Genomic DNA, 19,035 nt, shown 5'->3' with positions numbered 1-19,035 from the left:
ATTCTTCTTACATGTTTCCCGCTGCTGGCTGATTTAGCTTTCTGCCAGTTTTGCATCATAGTGCTCTTGAGCGGTGATCACGGCATCCATGTTTTTCTCTGCCCAGTGAGCGAGTGCCGCGACAGCTTCGGTGAGTGTGCCTCCCAATGGGGTCAACGCATATTCAACCGTAACTGGAACCGTTGGGAAGACAGTTCTTGTGACTAATCCATCCCGCTCTAATTTCTTCAACGTTTGCGATAGCACCTTTTGAGATATGCCTTTGATATCTCGCTTTAAGTGATTAAACCGAACCGGCTCATGGCTCAGTTTATCTAAGATGAGCATCGCCCATTTGTCAGCAATACGATCCAAAACTGCTCGCGTCGGGCAGCGGTTTTCATAAACGTCATACGCAAAATCCACGATTTATCCTCTATGCTCAAATCACAGGATGGTTACTTCAAAGTTACCTTGTTACCCAAAAGTGCCTTCTTCACAACTCAGTTTGAAGAGTATAGATTAATCAGCAAGTATCCTTCAACCACATAGTATCTTAAATATACTTAGGAGATTAGAAATGAGTAAAGTATTGGTCTTAGGCGCATCAGGTAATGTTGGTCGCCCTTTAGTAGAAGCATTATTGGCAAAGGGTGAGCAAGTGAAAGCTGCGTCACGCAGTGGAAAATCGTTCGGTGCAGCAGAAGGTGTGGTGTTTGATTACACTGATCCTTCTACATTTGAGTCAGCCTTTGACGGTGTTGATCGCGCATACGTCATGCTTGCGGGCGGTTATGTTGAATCTAAAGCACTGTTAATTCCAGTAATTGAAGCTGCGGCAGCGCGCAATGTCAAAGTGGTTTTCCAAAGTGTTTTAGGCGTTGATGCTGATGATTCTATTCCATATCGTCAGGTTGAAATTGCATTAGAAAACTCAGGTGTTCCTTACGTTATTCTTCGTCCGAACTGGTTTTCAGATAACTTCCATACGTACTGGAAAGCGGGTATTGACCAAGGTGTGATTGCCGTTCCAGCAGCAGAGGGCAAGTCGAGCTTTATTGATGTGCGTGATATCGCTGAAAGTGCAGCGGCAGTTTTGACCACAGATAAATTCGACAATCAAGCGTTCAATTTAACTGGGCCAGAAGCTTTCAGCTATGCAGAAGTAGCAGCAAAAATCAGTGCCGCGTTAGGTAAGCCTGTGCGGTATCAAGCTATGGAAGATGGCGCGTTTTGCGACATGCTGAAAGGTGTTGGTGTACCAGCGGATTACGCAGAATTTTTGACTTCGATTTTCTATCCGGTTCGCGAAGGTTGGACTGCGGGCATAAGCGACGCGGTACAAGTGTTAACCGGTAAGCCAGCGCGTAGTTTAGACACCTATATCAAAGATCATTTGGCGGATCTTGCTTAATACTCTGCAATTAAGAGCTGTCGCCATCTATATTGTTGGCGACGGCTTTTTTATTTTGGGGCTAGATTAGTCGGCGTAGCCAGAACCGATTGCTCTGAATGGCATTTTCAACCCTAACTCTGGTACTTGATTACCAACCCAAGCCGGAAATGTATTGCTGTTTGGGCCTGGGAAAAGAGTATATTCATTTGCCCAAGGATAGAGGGCTACAACGTGCTGAATTCTAGGGATGAGTAACTCTGCTTTTTCACCCTGAAGAGAAAGAATTTTCTCTGGGCGAGCTCCATACCAATAGCGATCCGGAGTGTCGGTTGTGTATTCATTCAACGCTGGTTTCTGCCAGCCAACAACTTCATAAACCGTATATTTATTCGCGTTTTGAGGCTTTACCGCAAGCCATGAATGAACAGCAAACCAACCGCGCCAACTGTATGCGTCGGCTGCATAAAACTCAATTACAGCTTCACTGACTTCGTTGGGATTAGGGGCAATACCTGCTGGCTCTCGGCTAGCCGAACGCCAATCTTTATCGGTGCAGCCGATGAGCGAAAGACCTGCTAGTAGGGAAGTGAAGAGGGCGAAACCTGTTCGTTTAAGTTTCATCTTATCCTCCTTGATTAACATTACTGTTTTAAATGAAGAAATCAGATACGGGAAACCCCGTATCTGACCCTTTATTTTTAACTCACAATTAGCAAAGTATTAGTAACACTCTTCCAGAATGTTCAGTACTTCTTCTTTTGTCAGTTTTTTGTAGCCATTACCTAGAATAACGGTAGATTCTGCGATTTTTGGCAGCATCTCTTTGGTTGCACCGAGTTCTTCAAGTGACGTTACGATGCCACACTCTTTTGTGAATGCTTCTAATGCATCAATACCTTCAAGTGCGATTTGCTCTTTGGTTTTGCCTTCTGCTGAAACACCCCAAACTTGAGTTGCGTAACGTACAAACTTATCCAAACCAAATTTGTAGATTAGGCGATAGTAAGGAAGAGAAACCGCCGCTAGACCCATACCGTGTGCACAGTCAGTGTAAGCACCTAACTGGTGTTCAATCATATGAACTTGCCAGTCTTGAGTCTTAGAAAGACCTGTTACTGTATTGAGTGCCAAGGTAGCGTTCCACATAATGTTACTGCGAGCTTCGTAATCCTGAGGATTTTTAAGCGCAACACGTAGGTTATCGATAGAAGACTTCAGCAAGCTTTCGATGACGTAGTCGGTGGTGTTTGCACCTTGGTCAGAGAAGTACTGCTCCATCAGGTGCGACATTGTATCGAATACGCCACTCACCATTTGGTACTCAGAAACCGTGAAGGTGTACTCTGGGTTCAAAATAGAAAACTTAGGATAAGCGATAGGTGGGAATACGCGACCCGCTTTGGTTTTGCTCTCTTCGTGAGTAATAACCGAACCACCATTCATTTCTGAACCCGTACCTACCATAGTCAGAATTGAAGCAACAGGTACCACTTCGTTAGAAACGTCTTGCCACTCAATCCAGTATTTTTGGAATGGGTCTTGGTCAGTACAGTGTGCCGCGACTGAAATGCCTTTTGCACAGTCAACTACTGAGCCGCCACCTACTGCTAGAATCAGGTCAACCTTGTGTTCACGCACAAGCTCAACACCTTCCATCATTTTGCTGTAAGTTGGGTTTGGCATAACACCAGAAAGCTCAACAACTTTCTTACCAGCAGCATTCAGGCTTGCGATAACTTTGTCGTACAAACCGTTTGATTTGATCGCATTGCGACCATAAACCAGCATAACAGTGTCGCCGAACTTCGGCAGTTCGCTGTCTAATTTCGCCAATGAGTCTTTACCAAAATGAATGGTTGTTGGGTTGTAGTAAGAGAAATCTAATTGCATTGTCACACCCTTCTTGAGAGTTACAGTTCGCGTATCGGCTAAGCCAGACGCTAACCGAGTTATACATCCACATTTCTAAAGTAGATGACGTTTAGTATAAGAGATATTCTATATACAGAACGGCTGTTGATGAATGTCAGATCCTCTCTATGTCTTGCCTATTCTTCCAAAAAATCACTTAGCAGCACTAGTTATTGGCTTTCAACCATGTTGGATTCGCGCAATGCTTTGATGTCTTTCGAAGGTGGGGAACCGAATAAGCGGCTGTACTCGCGACTGAATTGAGAAGGGCTTTCATAGCCTACTTTAAAGGTCGTCGCCATAGCATCAAGATTTTCTGTTAGCATCAAACGTCGTGCTTCGCTTAAGCGCAGCTGCTTCTGAAATTGAAGGGGGGTCATAGAAGTCATAGAGCGGAAGTGCGTATAAAAAGCAGACTTGCTCATGCCACTGTAAGCGGCAAGTTCTCCCACACTAAGCGGTTTCACAAAGTTGCTTTTCAACCACTCAATAGCTTTAGAAATCTGATGACTGTGACTACCGTCAGTGACGATTTGGTTTAATCGCGATCCCTGTTCACTCATCAGAAGTCGATAAAAAATCTCGCGTTTAATCACCGGAGCGAGAACTTTGATCGACTCAGGTTCATCCATTAGTGAAAGCAGACGGACAAAAGCGTCAAGCAGCGGTTGAGAAAGAGTACCGACAGCGATGCCTTTCTGTGCTTCTTTGTAGTGGGTAAAAGAATAGTCACTGTCGACAATCAGTTGGGAGATTTCCTGCAAATCCAGTTCCAAAATCAGCCCCAAATAGGGCTTATCTTTGCTCGCTTCCATAATGTTGGCGGTGATAGGGAGATTAACCGACGAAATCAAAAAATGGTTGGCGTCGTAAATGAAGCTGTCTCCGCCTAATAGAACCTGTTTTTTACCCTGAGCAATCAGGCAGATACTCGGATTATGAGTGTAACTGGTGGGCGGGGTTGGTGCTTCCCAGCGGCTTAACCTCAGCCCCGGAATGCCTGTGTGGGTGTCAAACTGGTTTCTACCTCTGGTCCAATTCTCAATTAAGCTACCCAATTTAGAATGGGGTTCGGAGACATTTGCTGTAAGACTCATAGTGTTTCCTTTTAGCCATTTGTGAACCGTTGTGGCTAGATTTGTGAGCAAGTGAATAGTGTAAGAATATTAGGCAAATTTATTTAATCAAGCGGCAATTAACTTAGGTGACGTGTGTCGTACCATGTTGATTATTAATTTATTGATATTTATGTATTAAAGCTAAATAGTGAAGAGCTCTCTGTATTTTGAAATGCCAGTTGTTTACACCGTACTGTGACTATTTATGGATGATTAGGCAATTATTCAAGTAGGGCAGGCGAACGAGTGTTAAGTAATCAGTGAAAACTTTCTTTTAGGTTGAATTGAAATTGGCATTTTAAGCGATAGCACTAGAGCATTTAGTTACAATGTCACACGTTGAGTTGTATTATCTATTCCGAAAAAACAAGAGTGGCTAATTAGCCACTCTTTTCTCTTATCGTTCCGCTTCTGCAACCATTCGTTCTTGCTGCTGAAGTTGGTACATGGCTTTGTAGCGCCCGTGATCCACTTGCATTAACTGATGATGATTACCTTGTTCGATAAGATGGCCTTTATCCAGCACCAAAATGCGGTCAGCGTGATGGATGGTAGAGAGACGGTGCGCAACAACGATGAGCGTCACTTTGCCTCTCAACTCATTTAACGCTCTCTGTACGATTTGTTCTGTTTCGCTGTCGATGTTGGCTGTTGCTTCATCGAGCAGCAAAATCTTTGGTGAACCGGCTAACGCACGAGCAATGATCAACTGCTGTCTTTGTCCGGTAGATAGTCTTAATCCGCCTTCACCTAACTGAGTTTGATAGCCGTCAGTCATTTGCATGATGACATCGTGCAAATGTGCCTGTTTGGCGGCCAGTTCAACAGCTTCTTGGCTTAAATTTCTACCCATGTCGATGTTATCAAACACTGTTGTTGCCTGAACAAAAGGCTCTTGTGGGATAAAGCCAATCAACTGGCGCAATGTTTTGGGTGCGTATTGGTTCAGTTCATGCCCGTCAATCTTGATTGAACCTGACTGCGACTGATAGAAGTTAAGCAGCAGGCTGAGTAACGTTGATTTACCGCTGCCCGTATGGCCAACAATCGCGAAGAACTTACCTGACTCAACGGTGGCATTGATATTGTGCAGCACCGGCTTGTCTGCTTGGTAACTGAACGACAGGTTTTCAATACTTAAATCACCTTGTTCAATGTGATTCCAGCGTACTTCTTTTTGTTCTGAAGAGGGCTCTTGCAGCAACTCGTACACACGATCACCAGCGACGACTGCCTGCTGATAAAGGCTGAAACGCTGAGTAATCTCGACCAGAGGTTCAGTAAAACGCCCTAAGTAACTCAAATAAGCGTATAGAACACCGACTTCCGCCACGCCTTCTACCACTTGCAAGCCAAAGAACCACACCACGCCAGCTAAAATCAGGATGCTTAACAAGTTAATCGCAGGGCGAAGCAACATTGAGCCGACGATTACCGCTTTTAAACGCGTATCGTAATACTGGCTGTTAATCTGTTCGAACTGCTGCTGTTTGTTTTGCTGTTGGTTGGTGGCTTGAATCACCGTCATACCGCTGATCGACTCATTCATAGTCGAGTTAATATCAGAGCGTAGCTGGCGGCTTTGCGTCACCGCTTTAACACTGAATTTCTGATAGAGGTAAATTAAGCTCACAACCGCGGGTATCAACGCCAGAGCCACCAGCATCAATTGCAAATCCAGTATTGCCATAGCGGTCAAGATACCAATCAGCAAAACCAAGTTGGCTAAGATGTTCGATAAGAACTGCACATAGATATCTTTGATTGATTCGGTGTCGTTGGTAATACGGCTCACCAACTGACCTGTCCGTGAGTAATCAAAAAACGCTACAGGCAAGGTCAACACGTGTTTAAACAATCGCTTACGTATGTCTAACACCGCATTAAGCGCAATATCTAAAAAACGCAGGGTCTGTTGATATTTTAAGTAGGTGCCCAATAACACAGAAATGATGAACAGAGCGATAACACCAACCACAGGCCAAACAGGGTAGTGATTCTGCATCACGAATTCATCGATAAACACTTTGCTCAGCATAGGACCAAGCACGTCAAAACCAGTGGCGAGCACCACCAGTAATAAGGTTTTTATAAACAGTGCTTTTTCAGCGAATACATAGCTCATCAGGAGTTTGATTGAGCCTGAGCTGTTTTTCTCTTTCATTGTGTTTGCTTTGCTCATATCAGGTCTTCCTCCAAAGCCTGCTCCATCTGCTGATAAGCCGCCATGCGTGAATACCAACCATCTAGGCTAATAAGCTGATGATGTTTACCCCGTTCAATGATTTCGCCATGAGAAAGCACAATGATCTCATCCGCGTGTTCAATAGCAGACAGGCGATGACTGACCACAACAACGGTTTGTTCTCTACGCTGTTGAAGGTGCTTAATGATGAGTTTTTCAGTTTTAATATCAACGGCGGACAGGGCATCATCCAACACCAAAATCGGCGCTTGGCTAATTAAAGCTCGGGCAATCGAAATACGTTGTCGTTGGCCACCGGAGAGTGTGACGCCTCGTTCTCCCACAAGGGTCTGATAACCGTCACGGAACTGAAGTATGTCATCGTGAATTGCCGCCAGTTTCGCCGCGTGATAGACGTCTTCATCGGTTGCGTTTGGCATACCAATGCGGATGTTCTCCATGATGGTCATACTGAACAGGAATGCATCCTGTGGTACGTAGGCATACAGACCGCGCAACTTCGCCAAAGGGATATCAGCTATCGAAACACCAGAAACGGAAATATCACCTTGGGTAGATTCCCAATAACGCATTAACAAATGAAGCAGAGTCGATTTCCCTGAACCTGTTGCTCCCGTAACACCAAGCACTCGATTTTGCTCAACATTGAGTGAGAGGTTTTTCAGGGTGCTTTGATTGGTGTCTGGGTAATCAAATGTTAGATCTTTTACGGCAAGCGCATAGCCTTCAGGTATTTGTGTTCCTTTATCTGCAACGGAATCCGGTAATTTCAATAACGATTCCAAGCGACCAATAGCCGCGTTACCTCGTTGCAAAATGTTCATTAGCCAGCCGAATGCGTACATTGGCCAAATCAGTTCAGACAAATACAGAGTGAAACTGGTGAGCTGACCAACGGTCAATCTCTCTTGGCTAATCTGCCAGCCACCCACGATCAAAGCAATCAGCAGTGCAGATCCTAGGCTGAGCTGAATGATCGGGTCGAATAAGGCTTCTGAACGCTGCACATTGTATGTAGTGCGAGCGGATTGCTGAGCAATTTGTGCAAACTTGTCTGACTCAATTTCTTCACGCCCCATCGATTTGATCAAACGAATGCCAGCTACTGACTGCTGTGTCTGTTCATTTAAGGTAGAGAAGGAGTCCAGTGTTTCTTTGAACTGATGATGGATTCGGTTCGACAGCTTGTAAAAACCATACCCCATAAACGGAAACGGAATAATCGCTAAGATCGCCAGTTGCCAGTCAATGAAAATAAACATCATGATCAGCACTAGAATAAAGGTCAGCAATCCGTCGAAACCAGACAAGATACCTTCGCCAGCCGCGACTTCGACGGCGTCGATATCATTGGTTGCTCTCGCCATTAAATCGCCAGTCGAGTGGATGTTATAAAACGCCTGACCTTGGCGAAGAAGGCGATGATAGAACTGTTCGCGAAGTATGTTTCCCAATTTATAGGAGGTGCCAAACAGCATTCTCCGCCATCCGTATCTCAGCAAGTAGACAAGAATACTCACGCCTAACAACGCAAATAAATAGAATTCAGCCTGCGAGAAATCTTTGGTTTGTAGGAGCTTGTCTATGGCGTTACCAATAAGCCACGGTACCGCCATGTTGAGCATAGCGACGGCAAAAAGCATCGATAACGCGATGGCGTAAGTTAAACGATGCTGGCGGAAAAACCACTTTAGATGTTGATATAACTGCATTGCTGACGTTTCTTATATTTGTTGTGTTGTTTCATTGTTAGAGAGGAGAAATGAACACTTATCACTTTTTTTGTTTGCAAAAGTTTAAAGGTGATCACGAAGTAGACTCTACCAACCTGAGGTACGTTTTGAAATCGAAATTTGGTTGAGTTTTCGTTGATGAAGAGAGAATTAAGAAAAAGGCTGGGTAAGAGATATACCCAGCCAGCATAGTTGCGCGGTTAGTACTGTTGAACGATCAGTACTTCTTATACAGAGAAAGTTTGCCGTTTTTATCAAACGCAATCACATTGAAATCTTTATAAGGCTGATTGGGCGCAGCCATACCCGGTGAATGTTGTGGCATTCCCGGTGCGGCTAAGCCTGAAATGTTCACTGGACGCTCAGTAAGCAAGCGCGCGATATCTGATTCTGGTACATGGCCTTCAACCATGTAGCCATCAATCACCGCCGTGTGGCAAGACATCAACTGATTCGGCATACCAAATTGCTTTTTCACTGAGCTCCAATCGTTTTGATGATGCACGTTCACTTCGTAGCCTTTCTCTTCCATGATTGCTGCCCACTCTTTACAGCAGCCACAAGTAGGGGATTTGTAGAGCTCAATCGTCGGTTTTGCAAACGCCGAAAAGCTGAATGTTAGTGCAGACAGAGTTATCGCTTTTAATAAGGTTTTCATCATTCATCCTCTTGTGTAAAAGTTTCACTTCACATCAATGGTCAAGTAACTTTGATTGTAGTTTAGCGTGATAGCCCCTTTACTCGGAGTCCAATCAATCGCTTTAGTCTCATACGGGTTAAGTTGAACGGTTTTCTCAGAAGTTAACTGAGGCAGGGAAAGTTCAACAGGTTCAAATAGCTTGTTAAAAACAACCAACTGGGCAGGGCTATCTGCGTCAATAGTGACGCTTGAGCTGGTCGCGGTGTCTTCTATCGTCCACTCCACCAGGGTGGTTTGCCCTAACGTTTCAAGGTATGCGGCTAGATTTTCTCTGTCACTGTTTGACAGTGTACTGGCGAGAAGCTGCATGGTTGGTTCGTTAGCCAAGCTGTCGTTGATGTCATTCAGCGTTTTGCCACGAATGTTTCCACCAACATTGCCTGCGCCGTTGGCAAACTGACCGTGACAAGCAACGCAGCCATAACCGCCAGCGGTTCTGAAAAGCTGCATATCGGTTTCCACATTAGGCGATGTTTCTGCTTGAGCCGTTAAGCTGACCAAAGAAAACAAGGCGCCGACTATCAGGTTTTTTACACTGTTCATGGAATTGTTCATTTCTCCAATAGAGCCCCAACAGCTTACTGTTGGGGCTTCTTGCTATTACAGGCTGATACTCTTCATCATGCCAGCTTCAGCATGACCCGGAATGTTACAGGCAAACTCAACATTTTTGTCGCCGTGGAAGTGCCATGTAATTTGCTTCGCTTTGCCCGGTTCTACGGTTACTGCGTTGCCCATATCATGCATGTGTTGACCGTTCATGTTTTTCATCATTTCACGGTGTTCAATTTGCTCTGTCACTGAGCCGATGGTGAACTCATGATTGATTTTGCCTGTATTCATCACAACAAACTGCACGACATCATTCGGTTCAATTTTCACTTCTTTTTTGAAGGTGATTTTCATGTCATCAGAAAGCATCACGTGAACCACTTTGTCCGGTTTTGAACCCATGGCTGGCATACCGACATCAGACATCCCTTCCATGTTCATCATATTGCCATGATCCATCTTCATGTCATTCTTCTTAGCGGTTGGTGACATTTGGCTGTGATCCATTTTACTGTGGTCCATTGAACGGTTGTTAGAACTGTTCATGGAACTATGATCTGAAGAACCATGGTCATTTGAATTTGAGTGGTTCATATCAGCAAAAGCGATAGAAGAGCTGATGGTTAGTGCGATAGCTAGAGTAAGTTTTTTCATCATTAATTCCTTATTCATTAATTCGGTATTTATTTGGTTTCACGCTGCTTCCACAGCTTAAAGATTGCAGGTATCACCAGCAGGGTAAGTAGTAAGGCTGAAGCCATTCCGCCAATCATCGGGGCCGCGATGCGTTGCATAATTTGCGAACCCGTACCATGGCCATACATGATGGGTATTAAGCCAATGATTACGGTGATAACGGTCATCATTACTGGGCGAACACGCAGCCCAGCACCTTCGCGAATCGCGTTATTCAGGTCATCTTTGCTGAGCGGAATGTTCCGCTCTTCGGCTTTGAGCTTGGTGTAGTGCCATGCTTGGTTCAGGTAAACCAGCATGATGACGCCTATTTCAACCGCCACGCCGGAAAGGGCGATAAAGCCGACTCCCACAGCAATAGACATGTTGTAATTGAGTGAGTACATCAACCATAAGCCGCCAACCATAGCCAATGGCAGGGTTGCCATGATAATCAGCACTTCACCGACACGTCGGAAGCTGAAATAGAGCAGCAGGGTGATGATGGTCAATGTAATTGGAACGACGACACTTAAACGCTCTTTCGCACGCTCCATATACTCGTACTGACCAGACCATGCGAGTGAGTAACCTGCTGGCAGTTTCAGTTCCTCTGCTACGCGTTTTTGCGCTTCAGATACATAAGAACCGAGATCTCGACCTTCGATATCAACAAACACCCAGCCGTTAGGACGCGCATTTTCTGTTTTGATCATCGGTGGACCATCTTCGTAGCGAATATCCGCCACATCCGCTAATGCTATACGAGCACCGTTTGGTGTCACCAATGGCAGATTTTGCAGTTTTACTACCGAATCACGGTAGTCTTGCGGATAACGAACGTTGATAGGGTAACGCTCCAATCCTTCAATGGTTTCACCCACATTCATGCCGCCAACGGCGGTGGAAACCACTTGTTGTACGTCTTTGATATTTAGCCCGTAACGTGCCGCTGCTTTACGCTTGATATCAACAGTCACGTATCGGCCACCCGCAACGCGTTCAGCGTAAACCGATGCAGTACCTTTGACTTGGTTAAGAATTGGCTCCAACTGTGAACCGATACGTTCAATGGTGCTTAGTTCAGGACCAACGATTTTGATACCAATTGGTGTTTTAATACCGGTGGCTAACATATCGATTCGGGTTTTGATTGGCATTACCCAAGCGTTAGTTAAACCGGGGAATTGAATCAGGTTATCAAACTCTTTACGTAGTGATTCTGTGGTGACACCTTCACGCCATTCTTCACGAGGTTTGAGCTGAATGACGGTTTCGATCATGGTGAGCGGAGCCGGGTCAGTCGCCGTATCTGCACGGCCGACTTTACCCCATACCGTTTTTACCTCAGGTACTGTTTTGATCAGTTTGTTGGTTTGTTGCAGTAACTCACGTGCTTTACCAATCGAAATACCCGGATAGGTGGTCGGCATGTACATCAAATCGCCTTCATCCAATGGTGGGATGAATTCGCTGCCCAGTTTACTGGTTGGGTAATAGGCGGACGCCATTAGCGCAACGGCCAATACCAATACCGATTTCGGGAATTTTAAGCTTAGGTTAAGCAGAGGACGGTAAAGACCTACCAGTGCTCGGTTAACTGGGTTTTTATGCTCAGGAAGGATCTTTCCGCGAATAAAATACCCCATTAATACCGGAACTAGGGTAATGGCTAAACCTGCTGAAGCCGCCATCGCGTATGTTTTAGTGAAGGCGAGAGGAGAGAACATTTTCCCTTCTTGGCCTTCAAGAGCGAACACAGGCACAAAGCTTAACGTAATGATAAGCAGCGAGAAGAACAGCGGTGGGCCGACTTCCTGAGCGGCATCACCAATGACTTGCCAGCGGTTTTTATCCGTTAGTGGGGTGCGTTCTATATGCTTGTGTACGTTTTCAATCATGACGATTGCGCCATCCACCATGGCACCGATGGCGATGGCTATGCCGCCCAGAGACATGATGTTGGCGTTAATACCTTGCCAGTGCATGACAATGAAAGCAGACAAGATGCCGACAGGCAGACTCAGAGCAATGACTAAAGACGAACGAATGTGGAACAGGAACAGCGCACACACAATCGCTACCACGATGAACTCTTCCGCTAACTTCTTCCAAAGGTTCTCAACGGCTGCATTGATAAGCGTAGAGCGGTCATATGTGGGTACGATTTCCACACCATCAGGCAGGCCGCGCTGAAGCTCTTCAAGCTTGGTTTTTACGTTGTCGATCACTTGGCTCGCGTTCTCGCCAAAGCGCATCACAATCACGCCACCAACCGCTTCACCTTCGCCATTGAGTTCAGAGATGCCACGACGCATTTGTGGACCTAATGAAATGTCTGCAATATCGCCAAGCAGTAACGGTGTACCTTTGTTGGTCACTTTAAGCGGCAGAGACTGAATATCTTCAATATTGGTCAGATAGCCGGTGGTACGAACCATATGTTCGGCTTCTGCCACTTCTATAACCGAAGCGCCAGTCTCTTGGTTGCCGTTTTGAATCGCCATGTTGACTTGTTGAAGCGTCAAGTTGTAAGCGCGCAATTTAGCCGGATCAATCTGGATCTGATACTGCTTAACCATGCCGCCTACGGTGGCCACTTCAGAGACGCCATCAACAGTTTGTAGTTCGTATTTTAAGAACCAGTCTTGCAGGCTGCGTAGCTGAGCCAAATCATGTTGGCCTGTTTTATCTTGCAACACATAACTGAACACCCAACCCACACCTGTCGCATCTGGTCCCAGTGTTGGTTTGGCATTGGCTGGTAGCTTAGGCGCAACTTGGCTCAAATATTCCAACACTCGCGAACGAGCCCAGTACATGTCGGTTTTATCATTGAAAATGATATACACATAAGAGTCACCAAAGAACGAGTAGCCACGTACGGTTTCAGCCCCAGGTACCGCCAGCATTGCGGTTGTGAGCGGGTAAGTCACCTGATCTTCAACCACTTGCGGTGCTTGTCCAGGAAAGCTGGTTTTGATGATCACCTGCACATCAGAGAGATCGGGAATCGCATCGACAGGTGTGTTTTTCACACTAAATAAGCCGCCAGCCATAAGCGCAACGGTTGCCAGAAGGACAATAAAGCGGTTTTTCAGAGACCAGCGAATAATGGCATTGATCATTGTTTGCCTCCGATTCGCTCAATACTCTTCAGGGTGAAGTCGTTGTTCTGTTTCTGTACTAGAAATCGAACACGGTCACCTTCCTCAAGACCGGAAAGCTTAATATCAGGATCGACAGTGAAGTTCATTTCGCCCGCTTCCCAGTTCCATTCTGAAACCGGTAAGTGTTGAAGCGTGATCATTCCGAAGTCTTGCATCAGCATTGTGATGTCGCCTTCCAGCCACACTTCACCCGCTACGACGCTGCCGTCTGATTTAATATCGATGACCTGATACTGTCCATCCGGTGTTTTTTGCAGTTCAAACTCGACCACTTGTCCGGACTTCAGCGCATCAATATCAACATTCTCGCCAGCAGTGAAGTTCATGGTCATGCCCGGCCAATTCCATTCTGGTACAGGCTGGTGGTTAATCGTGAGAGTGCGAGAAGAGGATAAAACATCGCTGATTTCGCCTTTCGCCCACACACTTTCCATATCTACTGCAATACCATCGATACGAGCCAGATCTGCCGTTTGGCTCGATTCAGAATCAAGTAAGAAGTGCGCTGATGTTACAACTTTGCTTTGCTCAGTTAGGCCTTGCAATACTTCCACTTTGTCACCAGCCTCACGTCCGATTTGAACGCGTGCCGAGCGATACTTGCCGTCGCCTTCAGACAAGACTACTCGAGTCATTCCGCCTGAACGGATCACTGATGATTTAGGAATCGTCAGTACCGATTCTTCTGTTACTGGTTGTAGCGAAATATTGGCGAACATATTTGGCTTTAGCTCGCCTTGTGGGTTAGGGAATTTCAGACGCAGACGTAAAGTACGGGTTTGCGGATCTAAGATAGGGTAGACGTAGTCAATTTCGCCTTGCCATTCTTTGCCCGGTAAAGCATCTAGCGTCATCTTGGCGGTGCTGCCAGCTTTAACCCAGTGTGACTGGCGCTCGAAGACTTCCGCATCAACCCATACATTCTCAAGTGGGCCAGCACTGATCACAGCCTGAGCGGGTGACAAGTATCCGCCTTCACGAACATTGAGATTAGCGATGATTCCGTCAGCCTTTGCTTTGATATCAATCGACTGAGACGCTTTGCCACGTTTGACGATAGATTGAATTTGTTGACGATCTACGCCTAGCGTAACCAGTCTTTCGGTCGCGCCTTTGACCAATCCTTCTCTGCCTGTGCGATAGGCATTAATCAGTTCTTCTTGAGCTTTGACCAACTCAGGCGAGTAAAGAGTAAACAACACATCGCCTTTGTTTACTTTATCGCCGATTGCGTTGACGTTCAGCTTTTCAACCCAGCCTGCTACGCGCACGTTGGTTTGCCATAACTGGCTTTCGTCGAAAGCCACATAACCCACGGTTTCAATACTTGGTGTAAGAGGTGTCATCTGCGCAGACGCCACTTTTACCCCTAAATTATTTTCAACGGCTGGGTCGATTTTAACGGTTCCCGGCGCTTGGTCTTGCGCCGCATCTTCTGCATAAACAGGGATCAAATCCATACCCATAGGTGATTTGCCCGGTTTGTCGCGTTTATAGTTCGGGTCCATAGGAGCAACCCAATACAGCGGCTCTTTATTGGATTTAGCTTGGCTTGATAGTTGTTCGTGCCCAGTATCCTCTGCTTGAGAAGTGTGTGTTTGAGACAAGAGTGTTTGTGCACCAAAGCCCAGAGTTGCGCCGATAACAAGCGCGAGTGTTGTTACTTGAATTGTTTTCATTGTTGTTCTGCCTTGTTATTGCTGCTCTGACGTTGTAGTAATTTCTGGTTTATCAACTTGATAGCTGTAGCTATTGAGTAATGCGGATAAGTTGTTATTAACCAGATTCAGGTCGGTGATCAGGCGCTGAAATTCCAGCTTTAATGCAAGTTCATCACGAGTCGCTAAAATCACGTCATTAAATTGAGCAGTGTTATTTTGGTAACCTCTCTCAGTTGCTTTCACACGTGAATCCGCTTGCGGAAGCAAAGTCGATTCGAAGCGTTCGAGACGTTGAGTGAGGTTATTTTTGTCAACAAGCAGAGCGTTGACTTTGGCGTTCATTTGTTTCAGCAAGGTGTCTTTCTGAGACTGAGCTGCACCCACTTGGTATTGAGCCGCGGCTAAGTTCTTATCTTGCTTATTACCCGTGAAAAGAGGGATATCCATAGTGATATAGGCGCTGACTAAATCAGATGCCGGCTCACCACGCATGTTGTTTGATTGACGATAGGCATACATTACTTCGACGCCGAACTGCGGAGCATAAGATTCGCGAGCAATATCGACTTGAGTACGACGTGCATCAATTGAAGAATCCACCATTCGCACAGCGGGGTTCTGATTCAGTTGTGAGTAGAAATTACTGTTGCTCGCGGTATTTTCAATATTTTGCAGTGCGCGCCAGTCCAATTGATTGGAAGCTTCAAGCTGGTCTGTATTGATAAGCCAATCTGAACCTAACCACTCAGATAACTGAGCCTTCAAGCGTTGTTGCGTTTGCTCATTCGCTTGGATCTTTTCATCCAGTTTAGCGACTTGCAGTTGTGCATTGATTAGGTCTTGAGCTTCACTTTTACCAATTGAATAATTTGTTTGAATGAATCTTTCCATCTCGCTTAATAGCGATCGGTTTTCAAGCAGAACTTTGTTTGCCACTTGCTGATAGCCGAGTTCAAGCCATATCTGAGTAATGGCGTTTGCGACTTCCAGCTCTCTTGCTGAGACTTTCACTTCCAGCCCGCCAGCTTGCTGACTTGCTTTTCTATCGTTGAGATCTGAGGTGTCGCCACGGTTGAATTGCTGCATAAGACCAACGGAAATATTGGTCATAGGGTCTTCATCGAACGCGAAGCTATCTGTTGGTAATCCAGTGACGCCAAATTTAAGTTTTGGGTCCATTTGGGTTGCACTGGCTTTACCCGTTTCGCGCATTGCCTGAGCTTCTGCGTAGTACTGACGGCGTGTTCCGTCATTAGAAAGTGCAGCTTCAATTAACTGCGATAGCGTTTTTTCGGATGTTGACGATACACTGCCCGCGGTTTGCTCATTTACGAGCGGTTCACCAGCGTATAGAGGTGTAGTCGCCAATACCGCTGCGCTGATAGACAGCGCCAAAAGGCATTGTTGAATTTTCACGAGTTATAAATCCATCACTGAGCGCATGATGCGCACGAGAATTCTTCCGCATGAATCTACGGAACCTAAATATGATTGATGGATTTAAGCGCTGGGCGGCCGTTCTAGACTTCTAGGGGTATGAACAACATCACCGGATTTTGGCGATGTGAACAGAGCTAATGAGGTTTCTGCTGTTATTAAAACATCTGGAACAAGCAAAATAGCTGCGGCTGTGGTGCAAGTGGTGTCACAACAGTTATGAATGATGTCCTTCGACATTTCACATTGGCTGCCTATGGAGTCTTGCTCCATCTGCATTTTGTGATGCGCAGACATTTGCTGTGTTTGGCAAGGAGGAGAATAGGTTTTCATATCATGCGACATAGGGCTGGTCATCATTCCTGCACTTGAAGCAAAGCCGGACATAAGCAAGGCTGCTAATGTCAGGATTGTAATCCAAGTTGTTGAAATGATGTTTAAGCGCATGACAAACCGAATCTGTAAATTTGGCTAGAATATAAAGCTTTCCCCTAGGGCAATGTCAACAACTTACACGATATTAAATGTTTAAAGATAAGTCCGAATGGAAAAACATACCTGATTTACCGTACTATCTTGAAACCAAGTTGACAGGCATTCGCCTTTCAACACTCTGTGTACATAAAGAACAAGTAGACTGAAAATGAATGTAGAGCACTTAAAGCTGTTTGTGCGCTTGGCTTCCAGCCAAAGTATCAGCATGGCTGGGCAGGAGTTAGGTTTGTCTCCGGCTGTAGCAAGTTCGCATATCAATAAACTTGAGGAAAGCCTTGGGGTTCGCCTTGTGCATAGAACCACTCGCAAAGTCTCTATCACTGCCGAAGGTCGAGCTTTTCTGCCTTACGCAGAAGAGGTACTGGCATCGGTAGAAGCCGCAAAAGGCGCGGTTGGTGTTGGTCACAGTAACCCAACTGGTACTCTGCGGGTTACTGCGCCTGCATCGTTTGGTCGTATGCATCTGATACCGGCAATGAACGGATTTATGCAACGTTACCCTGAACTTAATATTGAGTTTCGATTTTCAGATTCAATCATTGACATGGTGGAAGGTGGCTTTGACGTGGCTATTCGAGCAGCCGAACTTAAAGACTCTTCATTGGTGGCTCGAAAACTTGCTCCGGACCGCCGCATTGTCGTTGCTTCTCCCGCGTACCTGAATCAATTTGGCGCTCCAGAAAAACCGCAAGATCTGGTCAATCATCAATGTATTAATTTGATCGGCTTAGATAACTGGACGTTTAAAACTGACGAGGGGGTTGTAAGTGTTAAAACTTCAGGCCGACTTCGATGCGATAACGGTGATGCGATGAGAGATGCGACAACGGGTGGTTTGGGCATTTCCATAAACTCTATTTGGAGTGTCTATAAGCAGCTGAAAAGTGGAGAGCTGGTGGAAATACTGCAAGATTACCCACTGGCGATGGAAGCGAGTATCTGGGCTGTTTATCCAAGCTCTCGCTTGATCGCGTTAAAGGTCAGAGCCTTTATCGATTACTTTTCGGAGTATTACGGACAGCCTGCTTACTGGGAAAACGAACTAAACGATGTGAATCCTTCTTAACTCTACAAGTATTCACTTTGTTTGCCTTCAGGAAAGTGTGTTAATCGCAATGACAGAAGTTGTCGTATGAGCCTCAGGTATATTAAGGACTTAGCGAAAAATTACTGATTTTTATTTTCAACGAAATGAATAAAGTGATTATAGAAAACAAAGTATTCTCAATTTTTGACGAGCCTATATCATAGGGCAAACTCTGAGGTCCGTGACGGTTTTGATACCCAACGTACCTTTAATAATTGATGTTAAGGAGAGCAGTAATGTCTCATCAAATTATCAAAGATTTAAGCAAACGCTATACAACTAAAAAATACGATGAAGAGAAACGCATTTCTCAAGAAGATATGGCTGTGATCAAAGAAGCAATTCGTTTATCAGCATCATCAATTAACTCTCAGCCATGGAAGTTTATTGTTATTGAAAGTGATGAAGCGAAGCAGCGCTTCTACAACACGTTTGCCAATAAACACCAGTTCAACCAACCACATGCAAAAACAGCGTCACACACGATTCTGCTTGCGCATGATCCAAAGTTCACCAAAGAAAAATACGCTAAACGCCTAGACGCTGAAGTTGTTGCGGGTCGTCTGTCGCCAGAGAAATTCGATGCACGTATGGGCGCTTACGCGTTTGCCGAGCTAAATACTGATGAAACGGGTAGTAATAGCAACTGGACCAAAGCTCAGGTTTACATTGCGTTGGGTAACTTGCTGCACACATTGGCTCGTCTAGGCATTGACTCTACGCCTATGGAAGGTGTTGATGCGGATCTTATTGGTGAAGAGTTCAAACAAGAACTAGAAGGCCATGTTTGTGAAGTTGCGTTGGCGATCGGTTATCACAAAGAAGATGAAGATTATAACCACGCTCTGCCAAAATCGCGTTTAGCGCTAGAAGAAGTCGTCACTACTTTGTAATTTCGACCTATTTATTTTTCTG

Annotated in this window: 16 protein-coding genes; 3 read left to right on the top strand and 13 right to left on the bottom strand. The window is 45.4% G+C overall.

Annotation, left to right across the window (positions count from 1 at the left end; translation table 11 throughout):
- Positions 1 to 33: 33 nt before the first annotated feature.
- On the bottom strand, positions 34 to 405 hold the full coding sequence (locus ACRQQK_RS17115; protein WP_457513404.1) for a winged helix-turn-helix transcriptional regulator: 372 nt from the start codon (positions 403 to 405) through the stop codon (positions 34 to 36).
- Positions 406 to 559: 154 nt separating this feature from the next.
- On the opposite strand from ACRQQK_RS17115, the gene ACRQQK_RS17110 reads away from it, so the two are divergent.
- Positions 560 to 1,393, top strand: a complete 834-nt coding sequence (locus ACRQQK_RS17110; protein WP_457513402.1) for an SDR family oxidoreductase — start codon at positions 560 to 562, stop codon at positions 1,391 to 1,393.
- A 66-nt stretch (positions 1,394 to 1,459) separates the two neighbouring features.
- On the opposite strand, the gene ACRQQK_RS17105 is transcribed toward ACRQQK_RS17110, so the two are convergent.
- The 12 genes from ACRQQK_RS17105 to ACRQQK_RS17050 form a co-directional block, all read right to left on the bottom strand.
- Positions 1,460 to 1,996, bottom strand: a complete 537-nt coding sequence (locus ACRQQK_RS17105) for a DUF3750 domain-containing protein (RefSeq protein WP_457513400.1) — start codon at positions 1,994 to 1,996, stop codon at positions 1,460 to 1,462.
- 99 nt (positions 1,997 to 2,095) lie between these two features.
- Positions 2,096 to 3,265 carry an iron-containing alcohol dehydrogenase gene (locus tag ACRQQK_RS17100; protein WP_457513398.1) on the bottom strand — a complete coding sequence of 390 codons (1,170 nt, stop codon included), beginning with the start codon at positions 3,263 to 3,265 and terminating at the stop codon, positions 2,096 to 2,098.
- Between the two features lie 191 nt (positions 3,266 to 3,456).
- Positions 3,457 to 4,383, bottom strand: coding sequence for an AraC family transcriptional regulator N-terminal domain-containing protein (locus ACRQQK_RS17095; protein ID WP_457513396.1), 927 nt, complete (start codon positions 4,381 to 4,383; stop codon positions 3,457 to 3,459).
- A gap of 418 nt (positions 4,384 to 4,801) precedes the next feature.
- Positions 4,802 to 6,586, bottom strand: a complete 1,785-nt coding sequence (locus ACRQQK_RS17090; protein ID WP_457513394.1) for an ABC transporter ATP-binding protein — start codon at positions 6,584 to 6,586, stop codon at positions 4,802 to 4,804.
- Entirely contained in the window at positions 6,583 to 8,322 is a 1,740-nt protein-coding gene (locus ACRQQK_RS17085) for an ABC transporter ATP-binding protein (protein ID WP_457513393.1), read from the bottom strand. The genes ACRQQK_RS17090 and ACRQQK_RS17085 overlap by 4 nt, the downstream gene beginning before the upstream one ends.
- Positions 8,323 to 8,560: 238 nt before the next feature.
- Positions 8,561 to 9,001, bottom strand: coding sequence for a DUF411 domain-containing protein (locus ACRQQK_RS17080; RefSeq protein ID WP_457513391.1), 441 nt, complete (start codon positions 8,999 to 9,001; stop codon positions 8,561 to 8,563).
- Positions 9,002 to 9,025: 24 nt separating this feature from the next.
- Positions 9,026 to 9,586, bottom strand: a complete 561-nt coding sequence (locus ACRQQK_RS17075) for a c-type cytochrome (RefSeq protein WP_457513389.1) — start codon at positions 9,584 to 9,586, stop codon at positions 9,026 to 9,028.
- A 57-nt stretch (positions 9,587 to 9,643) separates the two neighbouring features.
- The gene (gene copI / locus ACRQQK_RS17070) at positions 9,644 to 10,249 is read right to left on the bottom strand and encodes a copper-resistant cuproprotein CopI (RefSeq protein WP_457513387.1); all 606 of its coding nucleotides are present in this window, start codon (positions 10,247 to 10,249) and stop codon (positions 9,644 to 9,646) included.
- A 29-nt stretch (positions 10,250 to 10,278) separates the two neighbouring features.
- Positions 10,279 to 13,398 carry an efflux RND transporter permease subunit gene (locus ACRQQK_RS17065; RefSeq protein WP_457513385.1) on the bottom strand — a complete coding sequence of 1,040 codons (3,120 nt, stop codon included), beginning with the start codon at positions 13,396 to 13,398 and terminating at the stop codon, positions 10,279 to 10,281.
- Positions 13,395 to 15,119, bottom strand: coding sequence for an efflux RND transporter periplasmic adaptor subunit (locus tag ACRQQK_RS17060; RefSeq protein WP_457513383.1), 1,725 nt, complete (start codon positions 15,117 to 15,119; stop codon positions 13,395 to 13,397). The genes ACRQQK_RS17065 and ACRQQK_RS17060 overlap by 4 nt, the downstream gene beginning before the upstream one ends.
- Before the next feature lie 15 nt (positions 15,120 to 15,134).
- Positions 15,135 to 16,517, bottom strand: coding sequence for a TolC family protein (locus tag ACRQQK_RS17055; RefSeq protein ID WP_457513381.1), 1,383 nt, complete (start codon positions 16,515 to 16,517; stop codon positions 15,135 to 15,137).
- Positions 16,518 to 16,601: 84 nt separating this feature from the next.
- Positions 16,602 to 16,985: a hypothetical protein gene (locus ACRQQK_RS17050; protein WP_102941391.1), complete on the bottom strand. Its 384-nt coding sequence runs from the start codon at positions 16,983 to 16,985 to the stop codon at positions 16,602 to 16,604.
- Between the two features lie 196 nt (positions 16,986 to 17,181).
- On the opposite strand from ACRQQK_RS17050, the gene ACRQQK_RS17045 reads away from it, so the two are divergent.
- Complete coding sequence (locus ACRQQK_RS17045; protein WP_457513379.1) at positions 17,182 to 18,099, top strand: LysR family transcriptional regulator; 918 nt, start codon at positions 17,182 to 17,184, stop codon at positions 18,097 to 18,099.
- A 257-nt stretch (positions 18,100 to 18,356) separates the two neighbouring features.
- Positions 18,357 to 19,013, top strand: a complete 657-nt coding sequence (locus ACRQQK_RS17040) for a nitroreductase family protein (protein WP_457513378.1) — start codon at positions 18,357 to 18,359, stop codon at positions 19,011 to 19,013.
- The last annotated feature ends 22 nt before the right edge of the window (positions 19,014 to 19,035 follow it).

Source organism: Vibrio sp. C8 (genome assembly GCF_054051265.1).
Note: the sequence above shows the minus strand (reverse complement) of the source record. Positions and strands in the feature narration are given on the sequence as shown.